The organism is Streptomyces sp. NBC_01716, from assembly GCF_036248275.1.
Lineage (GTDB): Bacteria > Actinomycetota > Actinomycetes > Streptomycetales > Streptomycetaceae > Streptomyces.
Genome location: NZ_CP109181.1, coordinates 6,116,035 through 6,134,383 on the forward strand (window position 1 = coordinate 6,116,035; position 18,349 = coordinate 6,134,383).

Genomic DNA, 18,349 nt, shown 5'->3' on the forward strand with positions numbered 1-18,349 from the left:
AGTTGAGCAGATGTCCCTCACAGTGCAGTTCTCCGAGTACGGCACCACCGACGTGCTGTGGGTCGTCGATGTTCCGCCGCCCACCGCGGGCCCTGGTCAGGTACGGCTCGCGGTGCGGGCCGCGGGTGTCAACCCGATCGACTGGAAGATCCTGCACGGCTACATGAGCCAGGTGATGCCACTCGACCTCCCCGGTGGTCTCGGGTCCGACGTGGCCGGTGTGGTGGACCAGGTGGGGGAAGGCGTGACGGCCTTCAGTGTGGGGGACGAGGTGCTGGGAGCCTCCATCACCCCGTCCTACGCCCAGTTCGCGCTTGCCGACCCGGCGGCGCTGGTCGCCAAGCCGGCCTCGGTCCCGTGGGAGGTGGCCGGAACCCTGGCCGGCACGGGCATCACCGCCTGGGAGGTGCTGAACAAGCTCAAGGTGGCCCAGGGGGAGACGCTCCTGGTCCACGCCGCCGCCGGTGGTGTCGGCACGTTCGCCGTACAGCTCGCCGTCGACCGGGGCGTGCGCGTCATCGGCACCGCGAGCGAGGGCAACCACGAGCAGCTCCGCTCCCTCGGCGCGGAACCGGTCACCTACGGCAAGGGGCTGGTCGAGCGCGTACGGGGCATCTCCCCGCAGGGAGTCGACGCGGTCCTCGACGCCTCCGGGCGCGGTGAGATCCCGGACTCCATCGAACTCGCCGGCGGCCCGGCGCGCGTCCTCTCCCTCGTGGCCTTCGACGCGGCCGGGAGCGGTATCCAGATCCACATGGGCGAGCCGGGAGCGGGCGGGCGCCAAGCGCTCGGGGACGTCCTCGCCCTCATCGAGGCGGGGCGGCTGCGGGTGCCGATCCAGCGGACGTACCCACTCGGCGAGGTGGCGGCCGCACTGGAGGTCAGCCGGTCGGGGCACCTGGGCGGAAAGCTCGTACTTCTCCCCGCGTAGGGACGCGACGTCCCGCGAACAACGACAGCGTCTTGCCGGTCATCGTCGGGCCGGACGGGTGTGCCGGCGAGACGCCCACAGCGACCAGAAAGCGACAAGTAAATGGGATACATCACCGCAGGAAATGAGAACAGCACGCCGGTCGAGCTCTACTACGAGGATCAGGGCGAGGGCCAGCCGGTCGTCCTGATCCACGGATATCCACTGAACGGTCACAGCTGGGAGCGCCAGACGAGATATCTCCTGGCCGCCGGATACCGCGTCATCACCTACGACCGCCGGGGCTTCGGCAAGTCGTCGAAGGTGAACTCCGGGTACGACTACGACACCTTCGCCGCGGACCTGAACACCGTGCTGGAGACGCTCGACCTTCACGACGCCGTCCTGGTGGGCTTCTCGATGGGTACGGGCGAGCTCGCCCGTTACGTCTCACGATTCGGGCATGAAAGGGTCGCCAAGCTCGCGTTCCTGGCCTCGCTGGAGCCCTTCCTCGTCGCCCGGGACGACAACCCCGAGGGTGTGCCGCAGGAGGTCTTCGACGGAATCGAGGCGGCGGCGAAAGGCGATCGGTACGCCTGGTACACGCAGTTCTTCTCGGACTTCTACGATCTTGACGAGAACCTTGGCAGCCGGATCAGCCAGGAGGCCGTCACCGCGAGCTGGAACGTGGCTACGTCGAGTGCCCCTGTGGCGGCCTACGCGGTCGTCTCCGCGTGGATCGAAGACTTCCGTACCGACGTCGAAGCGGTCCGCGACAGCGGCAAGCCGGCCCTGATCCTGCACGGCACGGCCGACAAGATCCTGCCCATCGACGCCACCGCCCGCCGTTTTCGGCAGGAATTGCCCAAGGCGCAGTATGTGGAGATTGAGGGCGCCCCGCACGGGTTGCTCTGGACGCATGCGGACGAGGTCAATTCAGCCCTGCGTTCCTTCCTTGGCTAGGGTTTGTCGTTTGGATCAGGCCTGATCCGAACGAGGGGCCCTGGATCCGCGACGACGGCTACCCCCGCTCTCAATGGGAGCGGGGGTAGCCGGGCGAAATGGTGACAGGCGTGCTACTGGGCTCTGAACACCAGCCTTGCGACAGAAGGACCTGCCTCATGAAGACTCCGGTGCCCGACTACCTGGACGAAGTGCTCGACAGCCTGCGTGACGACACCAGCGGTGCCAACGCCGACTACATCCCCGAGCTCGCCGAAGCTGATCCGGAACGTTTCGGCATGGCGCTGACCACGACGCTCGGTCGCACTTACGCCGCCGGCGACGCCGACACCGAGTTCTCCATCCAGTCGATCTCCAAGCCGTTCGCCTACGCGGCCGCCATCATCGATCGTGGGCTCGACCGCGTACTGGACGCCGTCGGGGTCGAGCCGTCCGGCGAGGCCTTCAACGAGCTCTCCCTCGAAGGGGGAACCCACCGGCCCAAGAATCCCATGATCAACGCCGGAGCCATCACCACGCATTCGCTCCTGGTCGGCGCGGAGGCCGGCCAGGACGAGCGCGTCGACCGTGCCGTGACGTTCTTCTCCCGCCTCGCGGGCCGGGATCTGCGGGTCGACGAGCGTGTGTGCGCGTCAGAGCTCGGCTCCGCGCACCGCAACCTCGCCCTCGCCTACATGTTGCGCACCTACGGCATTCTCGACGGGGACGTGCCCTCCGTCGTCGAGGGATATACGCGCCAGTGCTCGATCCTGGTCAGCGTCCGGGACCTCTCCGTGATGGCCGCGACGCTCGCCACCGGAGGTATCCAGCCCGTCACCGGCGAACGGGTGATGGACCCCGCCGTCGCCCGGCAGGTCATGGCCGTGATGGCCGCGGCCGGGATGTACGACGCGGCAGGCGACTGGCTCACCCGCGTGGGCATCCCCGCCAAGAGCGGCGTCGCCGGGGGCATCGTCGGCGTCCTGCCCGACAGGGTGGGCATCGGAACTTTCTCCCCGCGCCTGGACTCCTACGGCAACAGCCAGAGAGGGCGTCGCGCCTTCGAGCGGCTCTCCAAGGACATGGGGATGCACCTGTTCTCCTCCGAGCAAGGCCGGCTCGATGCCGTCGACGTGAGCGAGTCACAGGGCACGGTCACCTTCGCCCTGCGGGGCAACGTCCAACTCACCGCCGCTTCGGAGCTCTTGGACCTGATGGCCGACTCGGACGGCACGGCCGACGTGGTTCTGGACGTCACCAGGGTGCATTCGTTCTCCGATCTCGGCCGTCGTATGTCGCTCGAAGGTCTGCGCCGACTGCGGCTGGACGGACGCGAGGTCGCCGTCCGGGACCCCTCGGGCGTGCTGCCGAACCCCGATCTGGGAGACGGCAGTTACCCCGACGCCCTCTGACCGGCCCCAGCGGGAAGGCGCGGTCAGCGGCCGTATCGGCAACAGTCCGGCCGGCATCGTTCCTGTCTTCACCATGTCTGAGGAGATCGTTCCATGGCGATTGATTGGCCGGCCTTCCTGCTGGCATCCCTGACCATCTCGGTGATCCCGGGGGCCAATCAGTTGCTGGGCCTACGGAACGCGTACCGGCAGGGCCCTCGTACAGCGCTCGTCGCCGTAGGCGGCAGGCTGGCCGCGTTCGCCGTGATGATAGTGCTGGTAAGCGCCGGCCTTGGCACGCTGCTTCTGCAGTCCGAACGGTTGTTCACCGCCATCAAGTGGACCGGGGTCGTCTACCTGCTGTATCTCGGGGTGCGGATCCTGCGGTCGTCGCGGCGCGTGGCACCGGGAGCCGCCGACGACGCGAGTACGCACGCGGACTCAGAGGCACGCGGCGTGTGGGCGCTGAGCCGTGAGGAGTTCGTCGTGGCCGGCACCAATCCCAAGGCCGTGCTGCTGTTCGCTGCGCTGCTGCCCCAGTTCGTGTCCGGTCCGGGACCGCTCACCGCGGGTCTCCTGACGGTCGGTGTGGCCTACCTGGCGGTGGAGTTCGCCGTCGCGGTCGGCTACGCGGTGGTGGGCGCGCAACTACGGCGTGCCTTCGTGTCGGCACGAGTCGACCGCGTCATCCAGCGCACGACCGGTGTGTGTCTGATCGGGTTCGCCGCGTACTTCGCGACCAGCTGACAGCCCGCCTGAGCGCGCCGGTACGGCTGTTCAGCTCTACGACTGCGACGGCACCGGGGCCAGCGCTGGTCCAGCCCCGGGGACGGCACCCTCCGGGCGTTCGGCAAGTGTCTGGACATACAGGCGGCCGGCACACCCGACGGGCCGGATCTCGTTCGGGCATGTGGTGAACCGCTAGCCGCACGCATCCGTCGTGTGTGCGCAGTCGATTCCCCAGTCGAAGGGCATGTTCCATGCGCGTGAGATCATTTCGAAAATTCCGACCACTTCTCTTTGCTCTCCTGCTGGTCGTCGCTGTCTCGGCCGTGACATCGGCGGCCTTCCAGGGCTCGCCCGGCGACCGCCAGGACCGGGTGTCCGAAGCGGCGGCGGACGCCGAACGCACCGTTACTCTGCGGAACGAGACCGACAGCCGTATCTGGGTCGGCGCCGCGGTCAACGCCGACGGCTCTCCCACGCCGACAGGACTTCCGACACTGGATCCCGGCGAGTCCGCCACCATCACCATGCCCGAACACTCGGGCCCCGGGCACTGGCGCGGCAAGTTCTTCGCCCGCCAGGGCTGCACCGGAGAGTCGGGCAGCACCTTCCACTGCGCCGTGGCCGACTGCGGACCGTTCGCCGACCGCTGCTCGACCGGTGAACAGCCCGCCAGTCTGGCCGAGTTCAACTTCGATTCGGCCGACGCCTTGGCACCCTGGTACAACGTCAGCTACGTCAACGCCGTCTCGGTACCGATCACCATCACCCCGGACGGAGTGCCGCCGCCCGAGAACGGCGGACCGTGCGCCTCGGTGGGCTGCCCCACCGATCTGCTCTCCGTCTGCCCGCCCGAGAACCTGACCAAGGACCGGGCAACGGGCAGGCCACTGGTGTGCGTCAACCCGAACCGCGACGCGAAGACCGCCTACAGCAACGCGGTCGCCAAGAAGGTCCCCTCCGCCTACTCATGGTCCAAGCACGACACCGAACCGGGCAACCAGGTCGTACGCCAGTGCAGCGAGTGCAGCGGACTGACCGTCACCTTCCACGGCACCGGTCCCGCCGACAGGCCCACCCACCCCAAGACCAGGCCCGTGCCCAAGTCCAAGCCCAAGGCCAACGGCGCGGACGCAGCCGGCAAGGGTGTGGCGCTCAACCCCGGTGACGGGGTCACCCAGGCACTGGCCGACTCCGGCGCGACCTGGTACCACAACTGGACCTCCTCCACCGGCGACGTCGCCAAGCCGGAGGGCGTCGAGTACGTCCCGTCGATCTGGGGCCCCGGCTCCGTCAACGAGACAGAACTGGGCAACGCCGCCCGGGAGGGGAAGAACCTCCTCGGCTTCAACGAACCCGACAGGGCCGACCAGGCCAACATGACTCCCGAGCAAGCACTCGACCTCTGGCCCCAGTTGGAGAAGACCGGCCTGAACCTGGGTGCCCCTGCGGTCTCCACCGACGCCGACAAGCCCGGCGGCTGGCTGGACCGCTTCATGAAGGGAGCCGAGGAGCGGGGCCTGCGCGTCGACTTCATCCCGGTGCACTGGTACGGCTCCGACTTCAGCTCCCGGGCCACCTACCAACTGGCCGACTATCTGGAGCGCGTTCACAAGCGCTACAACAAGCCGGTCTGGCTGACCGAGTACGCCCTCATCGACTTCACCCAGGGCGCTCCTCGATACCCCAGCGAGCAGGAACAGACCGCCTTCATCAAGATATCGACGGACGCGCTCGGACGGCTGGACTACGTCGATCGCTTCGCGTGGTTCGCCCTCACCACCCAGACGAGCCCGACCGGCCTCTACAACGGCCCCGCGTCGAACGGGAGCGGCAACACCTTCCGCGACGCGGGCTGACCCTCGTCGGCCTGCGGGCGCGTTGGGTGCGTCGTTCGCGCCCTCCGGCATGCTGCCGGAGCCCGAAAAGAGGGCTCCGGCAGCATGGACGGCTCCGAGGTCCGGCCCGATGACGTCCTGGGCGACAAGGGCTATGGCTCCAGAGCGATCCGGGGCTGTGCTCCGGCGTCGCGACCTGATTGGCGAGAGAGTAGCCAGAAAACACGCCCTAACCGCTCCACCAGGCCGTCGCGTTTCACGTAGTACTGCTGGGCCTCTACGTCGTACACGGCGTGGGTGGCGCCAGGTGGGGGCGCGGGCGCGTTCTCCGGGACGGGCCGGCTCGACTGAGTATTCCGCACGTAAAACTGTTGGCTGTTCACTGTCGGGTTCAGCGTTGCCGAGCACATACGTGTCCGCTCGACGGACACAGCGTCGTTGCCGAAGCTTCGGTTCACTGTGGACGTGGCCGAGCGCGAGTACTCCGACAGCGTCCCGCAGAAGTCACGCGTGGCCGGGCCGACGCAGGACCCATGCGAGGTAGTCAGCCGGTCGTCATGCTCGTCGGCATCCACCTCGGGTGGCGTATCGAGCCTCCGCCCTCCACAAGCTTCGGCCTGGAACCACAGCCAATCTTTGTATAGTCGGTGTGTGGACACAGCCTACGAAGTCCCCCTGCGTTTCGCCGTGTTGGGGCCGCTCCGGGCATGGCGTGGGGGCGAGGAGCTGTCGCTCGGTTCGCCTCAGCAGCGGGTGGTACTGGCGGCGCTGTTGTTACGACGTGGCCGCCTGGTCACCACCGCCGAGATCGTCCACGCCGTCTGGGGCGAGGATCCGCCGGCGGCGGCCGTACCTGTTCTGCGAACCTACGTGTCCCGGCTGCGCAAGATCCTGGAACCCGATCGAGTTTCCGAGTCCCGGGCTGTGATCGTCTCGGCCACTGACGGATATCTGGCCCGCATCCCTGAAGAGGCCCTGGATCTCGGCGTGTTCGAGCGGCGAGTCGTCCGGGCCACGAAGTTGCGCGCTGCGGGTGAGTTGTCCGCCGCGTCAACGCTGTTGCACGCCGCACTCGACGGGTGGCACGAAACTCCCCTGGCCGGGCTGGCGGGCCCGCTCGCCGAGGCCGAACGCTCCAGGCTGAGCGAAGTCCGACTGAGCACCCTTGAGGCCCGCTTTGACATCGATGTCCAGCTCGGGCGACACGAGTCGATTGTTCGCGAGCTTTACGCTCTGACCGGCCAGCATCCGCTGCGGGAGCGACTGTCCCAGCTGCTTATGCTCGCTTTGTACCGATCGGGGCGTCAGGCGGATGCGCTGGCGTGTTATCGAAAGACGCGAAGCACCCTGGTCGCTGAGTTGGGCATCGAACCCGGCGCCGCACTGAGGGAACTGCACCACAGCATTCTGACGGCCGACGCGTCACTTGAGTACACTCCGCCCCCGCGACAAGAGGTCGATCAAGTACCCGCCCCCGGCGCGCGGATCTGCCGCCCTGCCCAACTGCCCGCCGACTTGGCTACTTTCACCGGTCGGCACACCGAACTCGACCAGGCACGTGCGCTGTTGCCGAAGGACGGCGGCCACTCGGAGGCAATGACCATCAGCGTCGTGACCGGCATGGCAGGAATCGGCAAAACAACTCTGGCCGTCCATCTGGCTCATGAGATCGCCGACGGTTTTCCCGACGGACAGCTCTTCATCAACCTGCGCGGTTTCGACGCGACCGGTTCGATCGTGACGCCGGAGGACGCCATCCGGATTTTTCTCGACGCGCTCGGCGTCCCCGCACAGCGCATCCCCGCGCAACCCGAGGCCCAGGCCTCGCTGTACCGCACTCTGCTGGCGGACCGGCGAATGCTGATCCTTCTCGACAACGCCCGCGACGTCGAACACGTCCGGCCACTGCTGCCCGGCTCTCCCAGCTGCCTCGTCATCGTCACCAGCCGCAACCAACTCACCAGCCTGATAGTCAATGAGGGAGCGCAGCCGCTCACTCTGCATCAGCTGACCCCCGCAGCCGCACGCGACTTCCTGAGGCTCCGACTCGGCGACGAGCGAGTGAGCGCACAGCCACTCGCGGTGGACGAAATCGTCACACTCGCCGCTCGGCTACCTCTGGCACTCTCCGTTGTCGCCGCCCGCGCGGCGATCAATCCCGGCTTCCCACTCAGCGCCATCGCCGACGAGCTGCGCGACAGCCAGGGAAGTCTCGACGCCTTCGTCAGCGGTGATCTCAGCACCGATGTACGAGCCATTTTCTCCTGGTCCTACGACGCCCTGTCCGTCCCGGCCTCGCGACTGTTCCGTCTCCTGGGCCTCCACACCGGCCCGGACATCTCCGCACCCGCCGCAGCCGCCCTGGCGGGCCTCACCCTGCGGGAGACCCGCGGTTTGCTCGCCGAACTCTCCCACGCGCACCTGCTCATCGAGCACCTGCCCGGCCGCTACACCGTGCACGACCTACTGCGCGTCTACTCCCGCGAACGAGTCGACACCGACGAGTCACAGGAGGAGCGCGACCGGGCGGTGGAGCGGCTCCTCAGCTGGTACCTGCACACCGTGGACGCGGCATATCCCCTCCTCGCCCCGCACCGCCGACGCATTCTCCTGGAACCGGCGCCTGCCGACTGCCGCCCCCTGGCGTTCACGGCTCACGACCAGGCTCTGCACTGGTGCGAGACCGAGCGCGCCAGCCTCGTCGCCGCTGTGCACCAGGCCGCCGCGTCCGGCAGATCGGACATCGCCTGGAAACTCGCCGCCAGTCTGTGGGGATTCTTCTATCTCCGCGGCCATCTCCACGACTGGCTCGACACCTCCCGGACAGCTCTCGTGGCCGCCCGCGCGGCCCGCGACCGCAGAGGCGAGGCCCAGTCCCTCGGGGACGTGGCCGGCGCGCTGGCGCAGTTTCGCCGTTTCGACGAAAGCATCGTGTACTACCGGCAGGAGATGGTCCTCCGCCGCGAACTGGGGGACAGGTACGGCAGGATGCACGCCGTCGCGAACCTGGGCAACATCTACCTGAACAGTGGCAGACCCGACAAGGCCGTCGAGTACAGCCGGCGAGCGCTCGTCATGTCCCAACTCGTCGGCTACTCCTGGGGGCAGGCGATCGCCTTGGCCAATCTGGGCGATGCCTACCAGCAACTCGGCCGGTTCGACGAGGCAAAGGACTGCCTGGAGCAGTCGCTGACCGTCCTGCGGACCATCGACAATCGCTGGGTCGAGGGTGTGGTGCTCGACATCCTCGGTACGATCGATCACCAGCTCCGTCGCTACGACGATGCCGTCGAGCATTACGGCCGGGCGCTCGACGCACATCGGGACGTCGCCAACGAGACGGGCGAGGGCTACACCCTGAGCAATCTCGGCGATGTCCAACTGGCCACGGGCGAGCCCGAGGCGGCTCGCACCAGCTGGCTGAAGGCATTGGCCATCTGGGAGAACTTCGATCACCCGGACGCCGAGGCCATGAGGGACAGGCTCTGCCGCCTGAACGACCGCACTCGCGCCGCGTGACCGCATGAGACGGGGCTCGGTGAACCTCGTACCTCCCGTGTGCGTTGTGCTCCCCGGGTAGGCACGGTCCGTACATTCCACAGCCTCCCCGACGATTCTCCTGGATGCGCACGGGAAGGGAACACGATGACGGTCGACACCGCTGACGTCGAACATGAGGCTCAATCACCCTCGGAGGGCACCTCCGAGAAACCGCCTCCCTCCGCGCCCCGGTTCATCCTCTATCTGGAGGGGCCTGAGTACGCCAAGACCCTGCGCCAGTTGACCCTGTGGACCCACCATGTGCTGCTGCCGGTCTACGGCAGGGAGGTCACCTCCGGCGCCCCCTGGTGCTCCCGTTGGTGGGAGCACCAGGAAGCGGTGGCCCAGCTCCATGGCCTGTGGCTCGCCTGGGCGGATTTGACCGGCGCCGGCTCCGGGATGTCCGGACCCGCCAACTGGCACCGGGACTACCTGGGGCCGGTCATGCAGTCGCTGCGAGATCCGTCGGGTCCCTTCGCCGGCTGCAAACCCGGCAACCACCGGTCGAAGGAGAAGCCCCCCGTCGACGCCGTCGACCCGTTCGGCCCCGACCGGGGCAGGGGCCCGAACTAGGCCCTGTACACAGGGAGGAGCGTCAGCTCTTCACGAACCGCCACTGGTGGTCGTCGCGGTCGTCGCAGGGGTAGATCGTGAGACTGGCGTTCGCGGGCTTCTCCTTCTCCGTCCGCGATATGTCGAGACACATGTCGCCGCTCATCTGGTTGCGGATCCAGTACGTGCCGTTGGGGCGCTTGTGGAACCACCAGAGCATGTTGTCCGCAAGGGTCGCCTTGCACCTGAACTCGTTCACCCGCATCGAGACCGGGGCGGGGTCGTCGTCGTACAGGTCCAGACAGCGGCCGTCCTTGACGTTGCGGATCAGGTACAGGTCGGCGCCGCCGGTGCCGCGGCCCTTGTGGGTCCGCTTCAGGGTCCATTGCTGGTTGTCGGCGCTCGTCGGGTCGCACGGGCGAGCGTCCTGGACCCTGCCGTGCTGCTTGCCCTCGCCCCGGCCGGGAAGATCGACGCAGGTGCCGAACTTCTCATTCTTGATCAGGACCGGACCGGTGGGGAACTTGGGGCCGGTCGCCCTGGGCTTCGTCGGCGTCGGCTCGGGCTCCGGCTCCGCGGGCTTCGGCTTCGGTTTCGGCTTGAGAGGGGCGGGCTTTGTCTTGGAGGACGACGGCGACGGCGACGGCGACTTCGTGACCGAAGGCGACGCCGAAACCGAAGGCACCGGGCTGCTGGGTCGCGAGTAGCCCGGTGGCCGGAACGTCATCGGGGAGTTACTCGCCTCCTGGCCCGAACCGGCCGCCTGATTCTTCCCCTCGGCCCCTCCCGATCCCGCGCCACTGCCCAGCGCCACCAGCGAGCCGACGACCAGTACGGCGACGGCGGCGGCCACTCCGCCGATGAACAGGGGCCGCTGGAACAGCCCCGGCCGCTCGTACTCCTCGTCCGACTGGGACTGCGCACTTGACCGGGCGGTCTTCTTGTCCGGCACCGCGCGAAGAGCGGGAGAAGGCGTGGGTCGCGGCCTCGCGGGCGGCTCCGGCAGCGCGTTCGTCCTCGCCTCGCGACCGGTGTCCGGGGACCCGGCCTCGGTGTCGGCCCGCGGCCTGCCGGACCCGAACGGCTCGACAGGCTCCCGTTGCTGCCGGGCACGCTCGCCGGGGCCGCCGGCCGCGATCGGCCCCTCCTCGTCCTCCTCCTCGTCCGCATCCTTCTCACGCTGCTCCAGCAGCTTGCTGGACCCGTCCGGCGCGACCTCCACGATCGCCGTATAACCCGCCGACGGGTCGGAGATGGCTCCCGTCACCGGAGCGTTCAGGCCGCGCGCGTATCCGTGCAGCATGTCGAGGATCGCGACATCGAGCGGCTCGCCCGGCATCACGGCCACCGGATCGCCGTCGATGGCGGCGGAACCGTCGCCGAAGATGACTACCGAGAAGTGGGCGGGCGGCTCGGGCCCCGGGCCGCCGGCTTCGTCACCTCTGTTCATGTCCATACCTTCCTTACGGTGTCGGCGCGCGGCCTCGCACGGGCACGGCCCACGCGCCACGGCAGCTCTGCGCACACCGCAACGGACACCGGAGGGAAACAGTTCAACTCCGCCGGATCTGAACCGACTACGGTCTCTCACCGTTGTTGCTCAAGATGCCCTGTCATGACCACTTTGCCGCAAGTCGGTTAGGAGCACAGCATGTCCGATACGGACAGAGTTGACGACCCTGATCAGAAAGAGGAAGAAAAGGGGTGGAGCAGCCGACTGGGGAGAGCGGTAACCAAACTCAAGCCCCTGGGGCGGATGGCCCGGCGAGCCGCAGCTTCGGACAATGCCATGGTTCTTGCGGCCTGGCTGATAGTCGGGGCAGCTGTCTTGGCTGGGCTCGGGTTCCCGAGCGGTGTCGTGGCAGGGGTCGCCCTGACTGGATTGGGTGTCGGAGCGATCGCGATCAAGTCTCGGAGGTCGGAGAAGAGGAGGGCGCGCGAGCAGGAACAGGGACGCGAGCAGGAACAGGGACAGGAACAAGCCCCTTCAACACAGCCGCAGAAGAATGCCTCCGAAACTCAACTCACCGAAGCAGTCAAGGAGGCGGTATCGGAGGCGCTCACCAAGGCCCTGGCAACGGGCCCCAGTGACCCAGTGAGCCTCACACATTCGGATCGGAACCAGCGACCGGTGACGCGATCGACAGACTACGGAGACTGGTCGAGGCCGACCTCGCCGACTGAACGAGCGGGCCTGTCGCCGTCCCCGGTCAGCGTGCCTGAGAACCACGAAACCGCGGGCAGTTCAACCGCAAGCAGTGCAAATGAAGCGATGGCGAATTTCCTGAGGGAACAACCAACACCGCAACCTGACGCGCGGTCAAGTACCCCAGGGCGCGGGGCATACGCGGACGGGCCCTTGCCCAACTTTTCCAAGCCCCTGCCCCAGCGCCAACCCAGGGCGCGGTGAGGTTACTCCGGCCGGAGCGCGGCCAGTTGCTGCTCGAAGGGGACAACGCTCTCGGTGTTCTCGGCGGTGGCCGGACGGCCGCCCATGAGCGCGGCAAGCTCGTGGCCCGCGCGGGTGATGCGGTCGGCGAGGCCGTCGGCGCCATCGCCGGCAGCGCCCCAGTCCTCGGAGGCCGCATACACGGCGGTGGGTACGACGGTCGCGTGCAGATACGAGAAGAGCGGCCGGAGCGCGTGTTCCAGGGCGAGCGAGTGCCGGGCCGTGCCGCCGGTGGCGGCGATCAGCACGGGCTTCCCTGTCAGCGCGGTGTTGTCGAGCACGTCGAAGAAGGACTTGAACAGCCCGCTGTAGGAGGCGGAGAAGATCGGTGAGACAGCGATGACACCGTCCGCTTCCTCGACCGTCTCCAACACGTCGTTCAGGTCCGAGCCCGGGAACCCTGTCGCCATGACGTGAGCGATATCGGTCGCCAGGTCGCGCAGTTCGACCACGTGGATGTCCACCGCGTGCCCATCGGCGGCCAGTTGCCGCCGCGTGGCGTCAGCGAGGCGGTCGGCCAGCAGCCGAGTGGACGAGGGCAGGCTCAGGCCCGCTGAGATGACGACGAGCTTCATCGGAGAGTCACTTCCTGGGAATTGATCGGGGCATTCTTGGCAGCGAGCGGGGACCGGTGGGTCGGAGCCTCCGACGCGTCCGCCGGGCGCCCCTTGGCGAACTCCTCACGCAGCACGGGTACGACCTCATCGCCGCCGCGATCTTCGCCGGGTTGTGGTGCTCGTCGCCGACGGCGGTGATCCCGAACCGCATGGTCGTTCACCTTCATATAGTGGATGCGTCAACATTGTGCCGCAACGGGATTCGTCGCGTAGCTATTTCCGCCGCCCGGCGGGTGCGTCGGCGCCTCGCGGTCGTCGCCATGGGGCTCGGTTGACTAATCAACAACCCTGGTGGTTGTCTTGCCGCGGAAGCCTCCTCCTCGTGCAGAGGGACGACGGCGCAGCGACCTTCCCGAGGAGGGGCGATGGAGTCCCGCGTGACCGAGACGACTGCGGAGAGGACCGGGACGACTGATGCCGTTCAGCCCGTCTGCGTACGAGCCGCGGCCGTGGTCGCCACCGGTTCCGGATCGGACTACCGAGTGGACATACGCGCGGGCCGCCACCCGCTGGCCGCCGACGAGCCGGAGTCCGTCGGCGGGGCCGATACGGCGCCCACTCCCGTCGGCCTGCTGTTGTCGGCGGTGGGCTCCTGCACGGCGATCACCCTGCGCATGTACGCCCAGCGCAAGCAGTGGCCCCTGCCCGAAGTCCGGGTGCACCTGGCATACGAGAAAGGGCCGGACCGGGCGGTCCGCATCGCCCGGCGCATCGAGCTGACGGGTGACCTCGACGACGATCAGCGTGCGCGGCCACTGGAGATCGCCGACAGGACCCCCGTCACGAGGGCGGTACGGGGTGAAGTGCCCATCGTGCCCGCGCCCGAGCGCCCGGGACGGCGCGACTCCGTACCGCGGCCCGCCGCGACAGAAGGGACGCGGTCGTCATGAGTGACCTCGACCTCCGGCCCAGCCTCCGTGCGCGCGGAGGCCGGGCCGATGTGTCAGGACCGCCCGTCAGGGAGCCACTGAACCCCCGCGAGGCAAACCTGGGCGCCACGGTCGTGCGCAGACTGCTGCCGAATCCGGGACGGCGCATGGTGGGCGCCTGGTGCTTCGTCGACCACTACGGGCCGGACGACATCGCCGACGAGCCCGGCATGCGGGTACCGCCCCACCCGCACATGGGCCTGCGGACGGTGAGCTGGCCGCACGACGGCGTGCGCCTCGACCCCGGCTCCAGGAGGAGATCGCCGAGGGGTGTGCGGCCTGGATGCCGGGTGACCGTTTCGGGACGGTCCACGGCTACGACGGCTCGCCGTTGCCCGCCCCCGCGCTGCCGGCGACCCCGCTCAAGCCGCGCGGCCGTACTCGCTGACCGCCCTGGAGCGAATCCTTTTCCAGCTGCTCCAGAAGGCGCTTCGAGAGTTCGCTGAACGTGTTCAGCTCCTGTGGTGTGAAGGGGGTGATGAACAGGCGGCGCACGGCTCCGGTGTGGAGTGGGGCCGCTGCCACGATCGCTTCCCGGCCGGCCGGGGTGGCGACCACGAACGCGCCGCGGCCGTCCTCGGGGCACGGCTCACGAGTCACCAGCCCACGTTTCGTCATCCGGGCGATGTGGTGGGACATGCGGCTCTTCTCCCATTCCACCGCTCTGGCCAGGTCCAGGAAGCGGAGCCGGCCCTCGGGTACCTCGGTGAGATTGACGAGGACCGCGTAGTCGGCGGCGGACAGGTTGAACTCGGTCTGCAGATCGCGGGAGAGCCGGCCGATGAGCCTGGTCTGCAACCGGACGAAGTTGTGCCAGGCGTGCTGCTCCGCCGGGGTGAGCCGGCTTGGTTCCTCAGTCATGCCTGTAAGGGTAGAGGGGTTTGTTGATGTGTCACCCAGTCATGTAGATTGAGCATCGATAACGGTTGATGCATCATCTAATCTCTGGGCCGGTCATCTCGGGTCGTCTCCGGCCGGCCCTCGGCCACGGTGCGGGGTGAGCTGCTCGCGTCCACCGAGAAGGAGCTGAAACGCCTTGCCGCGAAAGGGGATTGACGCGATGTCGGACGCAACACCCTCTCCCGGGGCGGACGGGTGGACGAACCCTCTGCGCACCGCTTCCGACCGCCGGCTGCCGCGTATCGCGGGCCCGTCGGGTCTGGTCATCTTCGGTGTCACCGGTGACCTGTCCCGCAAGAAGCTGATGCCGGCCGTGTACGACCTCGCCAACCGCGGGCTGCTGCCACCGGGCTTCTCGCTCATCGGCTTCGCCCGGCGGGACTGGGAGGACGAGGACTTCGCACGGATAGTCCACGACTCGGTGCGCGAGCACGCCCGTACGGAGTTCCGGGAGGAAGTCTGGCAGCAGCTTGCCGAGGGCATCCGTTTCGTCCTGGGCGACTTCGGTGACGACGAGGCGTTCAAGAAGCTCCGGGAGACCGTCGACGACCTCGACGAGTCCCGGGGCACCAGCGGCAACTTCGCCTTCTACCTGTCCGTGCCGCCGAGATTCTTCCCCAAGGTCGTCCGGCAGCTGAAGAAGCACGGACTGGCCGACGCGCCTGAGGGCTCCTGGCGGCGGGCGGTGATCGAGAAGCCCTTCGGGCGCGACCTGAGGAGTGCCCGTGAGCTGAACGCGCTCGTGCACGACGTGTTCGAGCCGGACCAGGTGTTCCGCATCGACCACTATCTGGGCAAGGAGACCGTCCAGAACATCCTGGCGCTGCGCTTCGCCAACCAGATGTACGAGCCGATCTGGAACCGCTCGTACGTCGACCACGTGCAGATCACGATGGCGGAGGACATCGGCATCGGCGGCCGGGCCGGCTACTACGACGGCATCGGCTCGGCTCGCGACGTCATCCAGAACCACCTCCTCCAACTCCTCGCCCTGACAGCCATGGAGGAGCCCATCGCTTTCGACGCCGATTCGCTGCTCACCGAGAAGCTCAAGGTCCTGAAGTCGGTGCGGCTGCCGGAGGAACTGGGCGAGCACACCGTGTTCGGCCAGTACACGGCCGGCTGGCAGGGTGGCGAGAAGGTCGTCGGCTATCTCCAGGAAGACGGCATCGATCCCGCGTCGCGGACCGACACGTACGCGGCCGTCAAGCTGGAGGTGGACAACCGCCGTTGGGCGGGCGTCCCGTTCTACCTGCGCACCGGCAAGCGGCTGGGCCGCCGGGTCACGGAGATCGCGGTGGTCTTCCAGCGTGCCCCGCACTCGCCGTTCGACTCGACCGCCACCGCGGAACTCGGCACGAACGTCCTGGTCATCCGAGTGCAGCCCGACGAGGGCATGACCACCCGATTCGGTTCGAAGGTGCCCGGCACCTCGATGGAGATCCGGGACGTGACCATGGACTTCGCCTACGGCGAGTCCTTCACCGAGGAGAGCCCCGAGGCGTACGAGCGCCTGATCCTCGACGTCCTGCTCGGCGACGCCAACCTCTTCCCGCGCACCGAGGAGGTCGAGGAGTCCTGGCGGATCCTCGACCCGATCGAGGAGTACTGGGAGACGCACGGCAGGCCCGCGCAGTACCCGTCGGGCGGCTGGGGCCCCACAAAGGCCGAGGAGATGCTCGCACGAGACGGACGGAAGTGGCGCAGGCCGTGATCACCGACCTCACGTACACGACGGCCGCCCGGATCAACAAGGCGTTGACCGAGGGCAGGGCCAACGGCAGCGCCGCTGTCGGCATGGTGCTCACTTTCGTTATCGTCACCGACGAGGAGAACGCACACGACGCGGTGAAGGCCGCGACCGAGGCCTCGCGTGAACATCCCTCCCGGATCCTGGCCGTCATCAAGCGGCCGACCCGTGGCCTCCGGCAGCGCAGCGATCCCCGCGTCGACGCCGAGGTCCGTATCGGCGGCGACGCCGGCAGCGGTGAGACCGTGCTGCTCCGGTTGTACGACGAGGCGGTCGACCACGCCGACTCGGTGATCCTGCCGCTGCTGCTGCCGGACGCCCCCGTCGTCGTCTGGTGGCCGACCGACGCGCCGGCGGCGCCCGCCGAAGACCCGCTGGGCGCGCTCGCCCAGCGCCGGATCACGGACATGTACGCAGCAGAGGAGCCGCTGCGGGAACTGGCCGAACGTGCGGCCTCCTACGCCCCCGGCGACACTGATCTGGCCTGGACGCGCCTCACCCCGTGGCGTTCCATGCTGGCCGCGGCCCTCGACCAGGTCCGCACCACCGTCACTTCGGCGGTGGTGGAGAGCGAACCGGGCAACCCCAGCGCCGAGTTGCTGGCCCGCTGGCTCACCGACCGCCTCCGTGTACCGGTCGAGCAGCGGGACACCGACGGCCCCGTGGTGACAGGCGTCCGGCTGTACACAGGGTCGGGCGAGATCCACATCGATCGCCCGGTCGGCGCGGTGGCGACCCTGTCCATCACCGGCCAGCCCACCCGCACCCTCGCCCTGCGCGTGCGGAGCACGGCCGAGCTGATCGCCGAGGAACTGCGCCGTCTCGACCCGGACGACGCGTACGCGGCGGCGCTGCCCACAGCGCCCTTCTGACCGAACCCAGCACAGGAGCAAGTGACATGACGGCGATGGAACTCGGACTGGTCGGCCTGGGCAAGATGGGCGGCAACATGCGCGAGCGGATACGCCGTGCGGGCCACATCGTCATCGGCTACGACAGCAACCCCGAGGTCTCCGACGTGAACAGCCTCGGTGAACTCGTCGTCAAGCTCGACGGGCCGCGCGTGATCTGGGTGATGGTCCCCGCGGGTCCGGCGACGCAGGGCGTCATCGACGAGCTGGCGGAACTGCTGTCCCCCGGCGACGTGGTCGTGGACGGCGGCAACTCCCGCTGGACGGACGACGAGAGGCACGCTGTTGAGCTTGCCGCGAAGGGCATCGGCTTCGTCGACGCCGGCGTCTCCGGCGGTGTCTGGGGTTTGCGGAACGGTTACGCCCTCATGGTCGGCGGTGCGGCTGAGGACATCGCCGTCGTGCGGCCGGTCTTCGAGGCGCTCAAGCCGGCGGGTCCGTACGGCTATGTCCACGCGGGCAAGGTCGGCGCCGGGCACTTCGCGAAGATGGTCCACAACGGTATCGAGTACGCGATGATGCAGGCCTACGCCGAGGGCTGGGAGCTGCTGGAGAAGGTCGACTCCGTCACGGATGTGCGTGAGGTCTTCCGGTCCTGGCAGGAGGGCACGGTGATCCGCTCCTGGCTGCTCGACCTGGCCGTGAACGCCCTGGACGCCGATGAACACCTCGGCGAACTCAAGGGATACGCCGCCGACTCGGGTGAGGGCCGCTGGACTGTCGAGGCCGCCATCGACAACGCCGTGCCCCTCCCCGCCATTACCGCCTCTCTCTTCTCCCGGTTCGCGTCCCGGCAGGACGATTCCCCGCAGATGAAGATGATCGCCGCCCTGCGCAACCAGTTCGGCGGCCACGCCGTCGCCGCCGCGGGAGACAACGAGTAGCCGTGCGGTA

The 18,349-nt window shown here is 68.2% G+C and carries 13 protein-coding genes and 4 pseudogenes; 13 read left to right on the forward strand and 4 right to left on the reverse strand.

Annotation, left to right across the window (positions count from 1 at the left end; genetic code table 11):
• Positions 1-10: 10 nt before the first annotated feature.
• The 8 genes and pseudogenes from OIE74_RS26950 to OIE74_RS26985 all read left to right on the forward strand — a co-directional run bounded on the left by OIE74_RS26950 (position 11) and on the right by OIE74_RS26985 (position 9,920).
• The gene (locus OIE74_RS26950; protein ID WP_329388036.1) at positions 11-931 is read left to right on the forward strand and encodes an NADP-dependent oxidoreductase; all 921 of its coding nucleotides are present in this window, start codon (positions 11-13) and stop codon (positions 929-931) included.
• Positions 932-1,033: 102 nt separating this feature from the next.
• Positions 1,034-1,873, forward strand: coding sequence for an alpha/beta fold hydrolase (locus OIE74_RS26955; protein ID WP_329388038.1), 840 nt, complete (start codon positions 1,034-1,036; stop codon positions 1,871-1,873).
• Positions 1,874-2,031: 158 nt separating this feature from the next.
• Positions 2,032-3,264: a glutaminase gene (locus OIE74_RS26960; protein WP_329388040.1), complete on the forward strand. Its 1,233-nt coding sequence runs from the start codon at positions 2,032-2,034 to the stop codon at positions 3,262-3,264.
• A 93-nt stretch (positions 3,265-3,357) separates the two neighbouring features.
• Positions 3,358-3,990, forward strand: coding sequence for a LysE family translocator (locus OIE74_RS26965; protein WP_329388042.1), 633 nt, complete (start codon positions 3,358-3,360; stop codon positions 3,988-3,990).
• Between the two features lie 19 nt (positions 3,991-4,009).
• Positions 4,010-4,134 (forward strand): annotated as a pseudogene (locus tag OIE74_RS26970) (ricin-type beta-trefoil lectin domain protein); the annotation flags it as partial.
• A 161-nt stretch (positions 4,135-4,295) separates the two neighbouring features.
• A complete protein-coding gene (locus tag OIE74_RS26975; RefSeq protein WP_329388044.1) occupies positions 4,296-5,828 on the forward strand; it encodes a glycosyl hydrolase in 1,533 nt (510 codons plus the stop codon).
• Positions 5,829-6,272: 444 nt separating this feature from the next.
• Positions 6,273-9,326, forward strand: coding sequence for an AfsR/SARP family transcriptional regulator (locus OIE74_RS26980; RefSeq protein ID WP_329388046.1), 3,054 nt, complete (start codon positions 6,273-6,275; stop codon positions 9,324-9,326).
• A 126-nt stretch (positions 9,327-9,452) separates the two neighbouring features.
• Positions 9,453-9,920, forward strand: a complete 468-nt coding sequence (locus OIE74_RS26985) for a DUF4913 domain-containing protein (protein ID WP_329388048.1) — start codon at positions 9,453-9,455, stop codon at positions 9,918-9,920.
• Between the two features lie 22 nt (positions 9,921-9,942).
• Here the strand turns inward: OIE74_RS26985 and OIE74_RS26990 are convergent, their stop codons facing one another.
• The 3 genes and pseudogenes from OIE74_RS26990 to OIE74_RS27000 form a co-directional block, all read right to left on the reverse strand.
• Positions 9,943-11,349: an RICIN domain-containing protein gene (locus OIE74_RS26990; RefSeq protein ID WP_329388050.1), complete on the reverse strand. Its 1,407-nt coding sequence runs from the start codon at positions 11,347-11,349 to the stop codon at positions 9,943-9,945.
• A 962-nt stretch (positions 11,350-12,311) separates the two neighbouring features.
• Positions 12,312-12,923: an FMN reductase gene (locus OIE74_RS26995; protein ID WP_329388053.1), complete on the reverse strand. Its 612-nt coding sequence runs from the start codon at positions 12,921-12,923 to the stop codon at positions 12,312-12,314.
• Positions 12,920-13,057: pseudogene (locus OIE74_RS27000) on the reverse strand (5,10-methylene tetrahydromethanopterin reductase); the annotation flags it as partial. The gene OIE74_RS26995 and the pseudogene OIE74_RS27000, both read right to left, overlap by 4 nt.
• 285 nt (positions 13,058-13,342) lie before the next feature.
• Here OIE74_RS27000 and OIE74_RS27005 point away from each other — a divergent pair.
• Positions 13,343-13,855 carry an OsmC family protein gene (locus OIE74_RS27005; RefSeq protein WP_329388056.1) on the forward strand — a complete coding sequence of 171 codons (513 nt, stop codon included), beginning with the start codon at positions 13,343-13,345 and terminating at the stop codon, positions 13,853-13,855.
• Positions 13,852-14,124 (forward strand): annotated as a pseudogene (locus OIE74_RS27010) (pirin family protein); the annotation flags it as partial. The gene OIE74_RS27005 and the pseudogene OIE74_RS27010, both read left to right, overlap by 4 nt.
• Before the next feature lie 175 nt (positions 14,125-14,299).
• Here the strand turns inward: OIE74_RS27010 and OIE74_RS27015 are convergent.
• Positions 14,300-14,755, reverse strand: a pseudogene (locus OIE74_RS27015) (MarR family winged helix-turn-helix transcriptional regulator); the annotation flags it as partial.
• A 199-nt stretch (positions 14,756-14,954) separates the two neighbouring features.
• Here OIE74_RS27015 and zwf point away from each other — a divergent pair.
• The 3 genes from zwf to gnd are packed head-to-tail and all read left to right on the forward strand — an operon-like array spanning position 14,955 to position 18,339.
• Positions 14,955-16,508, forward strand: coding sequence for a glucose-6-phosphate dehydrogenase (zwf, locus tag OIE74_RS27020; RefSeq protein ID WP_329388058.1), 1,554 nt, complete (start codon positions 14,955-14,957; stop codon positions 16,506-16,508).
• Positions 16,505-17,416 (forward strand): glucose-6-phosphate dehydrogenase assembly protein OpcA, encoded by a 912-nt coding sequence (opcA, locus tag OIE74_RS27025; RefSeq protein ID WP_329388060.1) that lies wholly within the window; start codon positions 16,505-16,507, stop codon positions 17,414-17,416. Before zwf ends, opcA begins: the two co-directional genes overlap by 4 nt.
• 35 nt (positions 17,417-17,451) lie before the next feature.
• Positions 17,452-18,339 (forward strand): phosphogluconate dehydrogenase (NAD(+)-dependent, decarboxylating), encoded by an 888-nt coding sequence (gene gnd / locus OIE74_RS27030; RefSeq protein WP_329392455.1) that lies wholly within the window; start codon positions 17,452-17,454, stop codon positions 18,337-18,339.
• Positions 18,340-18,349: the final 10 nt, after the last annotated feature.

Coding starts and splice junctions, on each gene's coding strand:
- OIE74_RS26950 (WP_329388036.1), top strand. CDS start 11: ATGTCCCTCACAGTGCAGTTCTCCGAGTACGGCACCACCGACGTGCTG.
- OIE74_RS26955 (WP_329388038.1), top strand. CDS start 1,034: ATGGGATACATCACCGCAGGAAATGAGAACAGCACGCCGGTCGAGCTC.
- OIE74_RS26960 (WP_329388040.1), top strand. CDS start 2,032: ATGAAGACTCCGGTGCCCGACTACCTGGACGAAGTGCTCGACAGCCTG.
- OIE74_RS26965 (WP_329388042.1), top strand. CDS start 3,358: ATGGCGATTGATTGGCCGGCCTTCCTGCTGGCATCCCTGACCATCTCG.
- OIE74_RS26985 (WP_329388048.1), top strand. CDS start 9,453: ATGACGGTCGACACCGCTGACGTCGAACATGAGGCTCAATCACCCTCG.
- OIE74_RS26990 (WP_329388050.1), bottom strand. CDS start 11,349: ATGAACAGAGGTGACGAAGCCGGCGGCCCGGGGCCCGAGCCGCCCGCC.
- OIE74_RS26995 (WP_329388053.1), bottom strand. CDS start 12,923: ATGAAGCTCGTCGTCATCTCAGCGGGCCTGAGCCTGCCCTCGTCCACT.
- zwf (WP_329388058.1), top strand. CDS start 14,955: ATGTCGGACGCAACACCCTCTCCCGGGGCGGACGGGTGGACGAACCCT.
- gnd (WP_329392455.1), top strand. CDS start 17,452: ATGGAACTCGGACTGGTCGGCCTGGGCAAGATGGGCGGCAACATGCGC.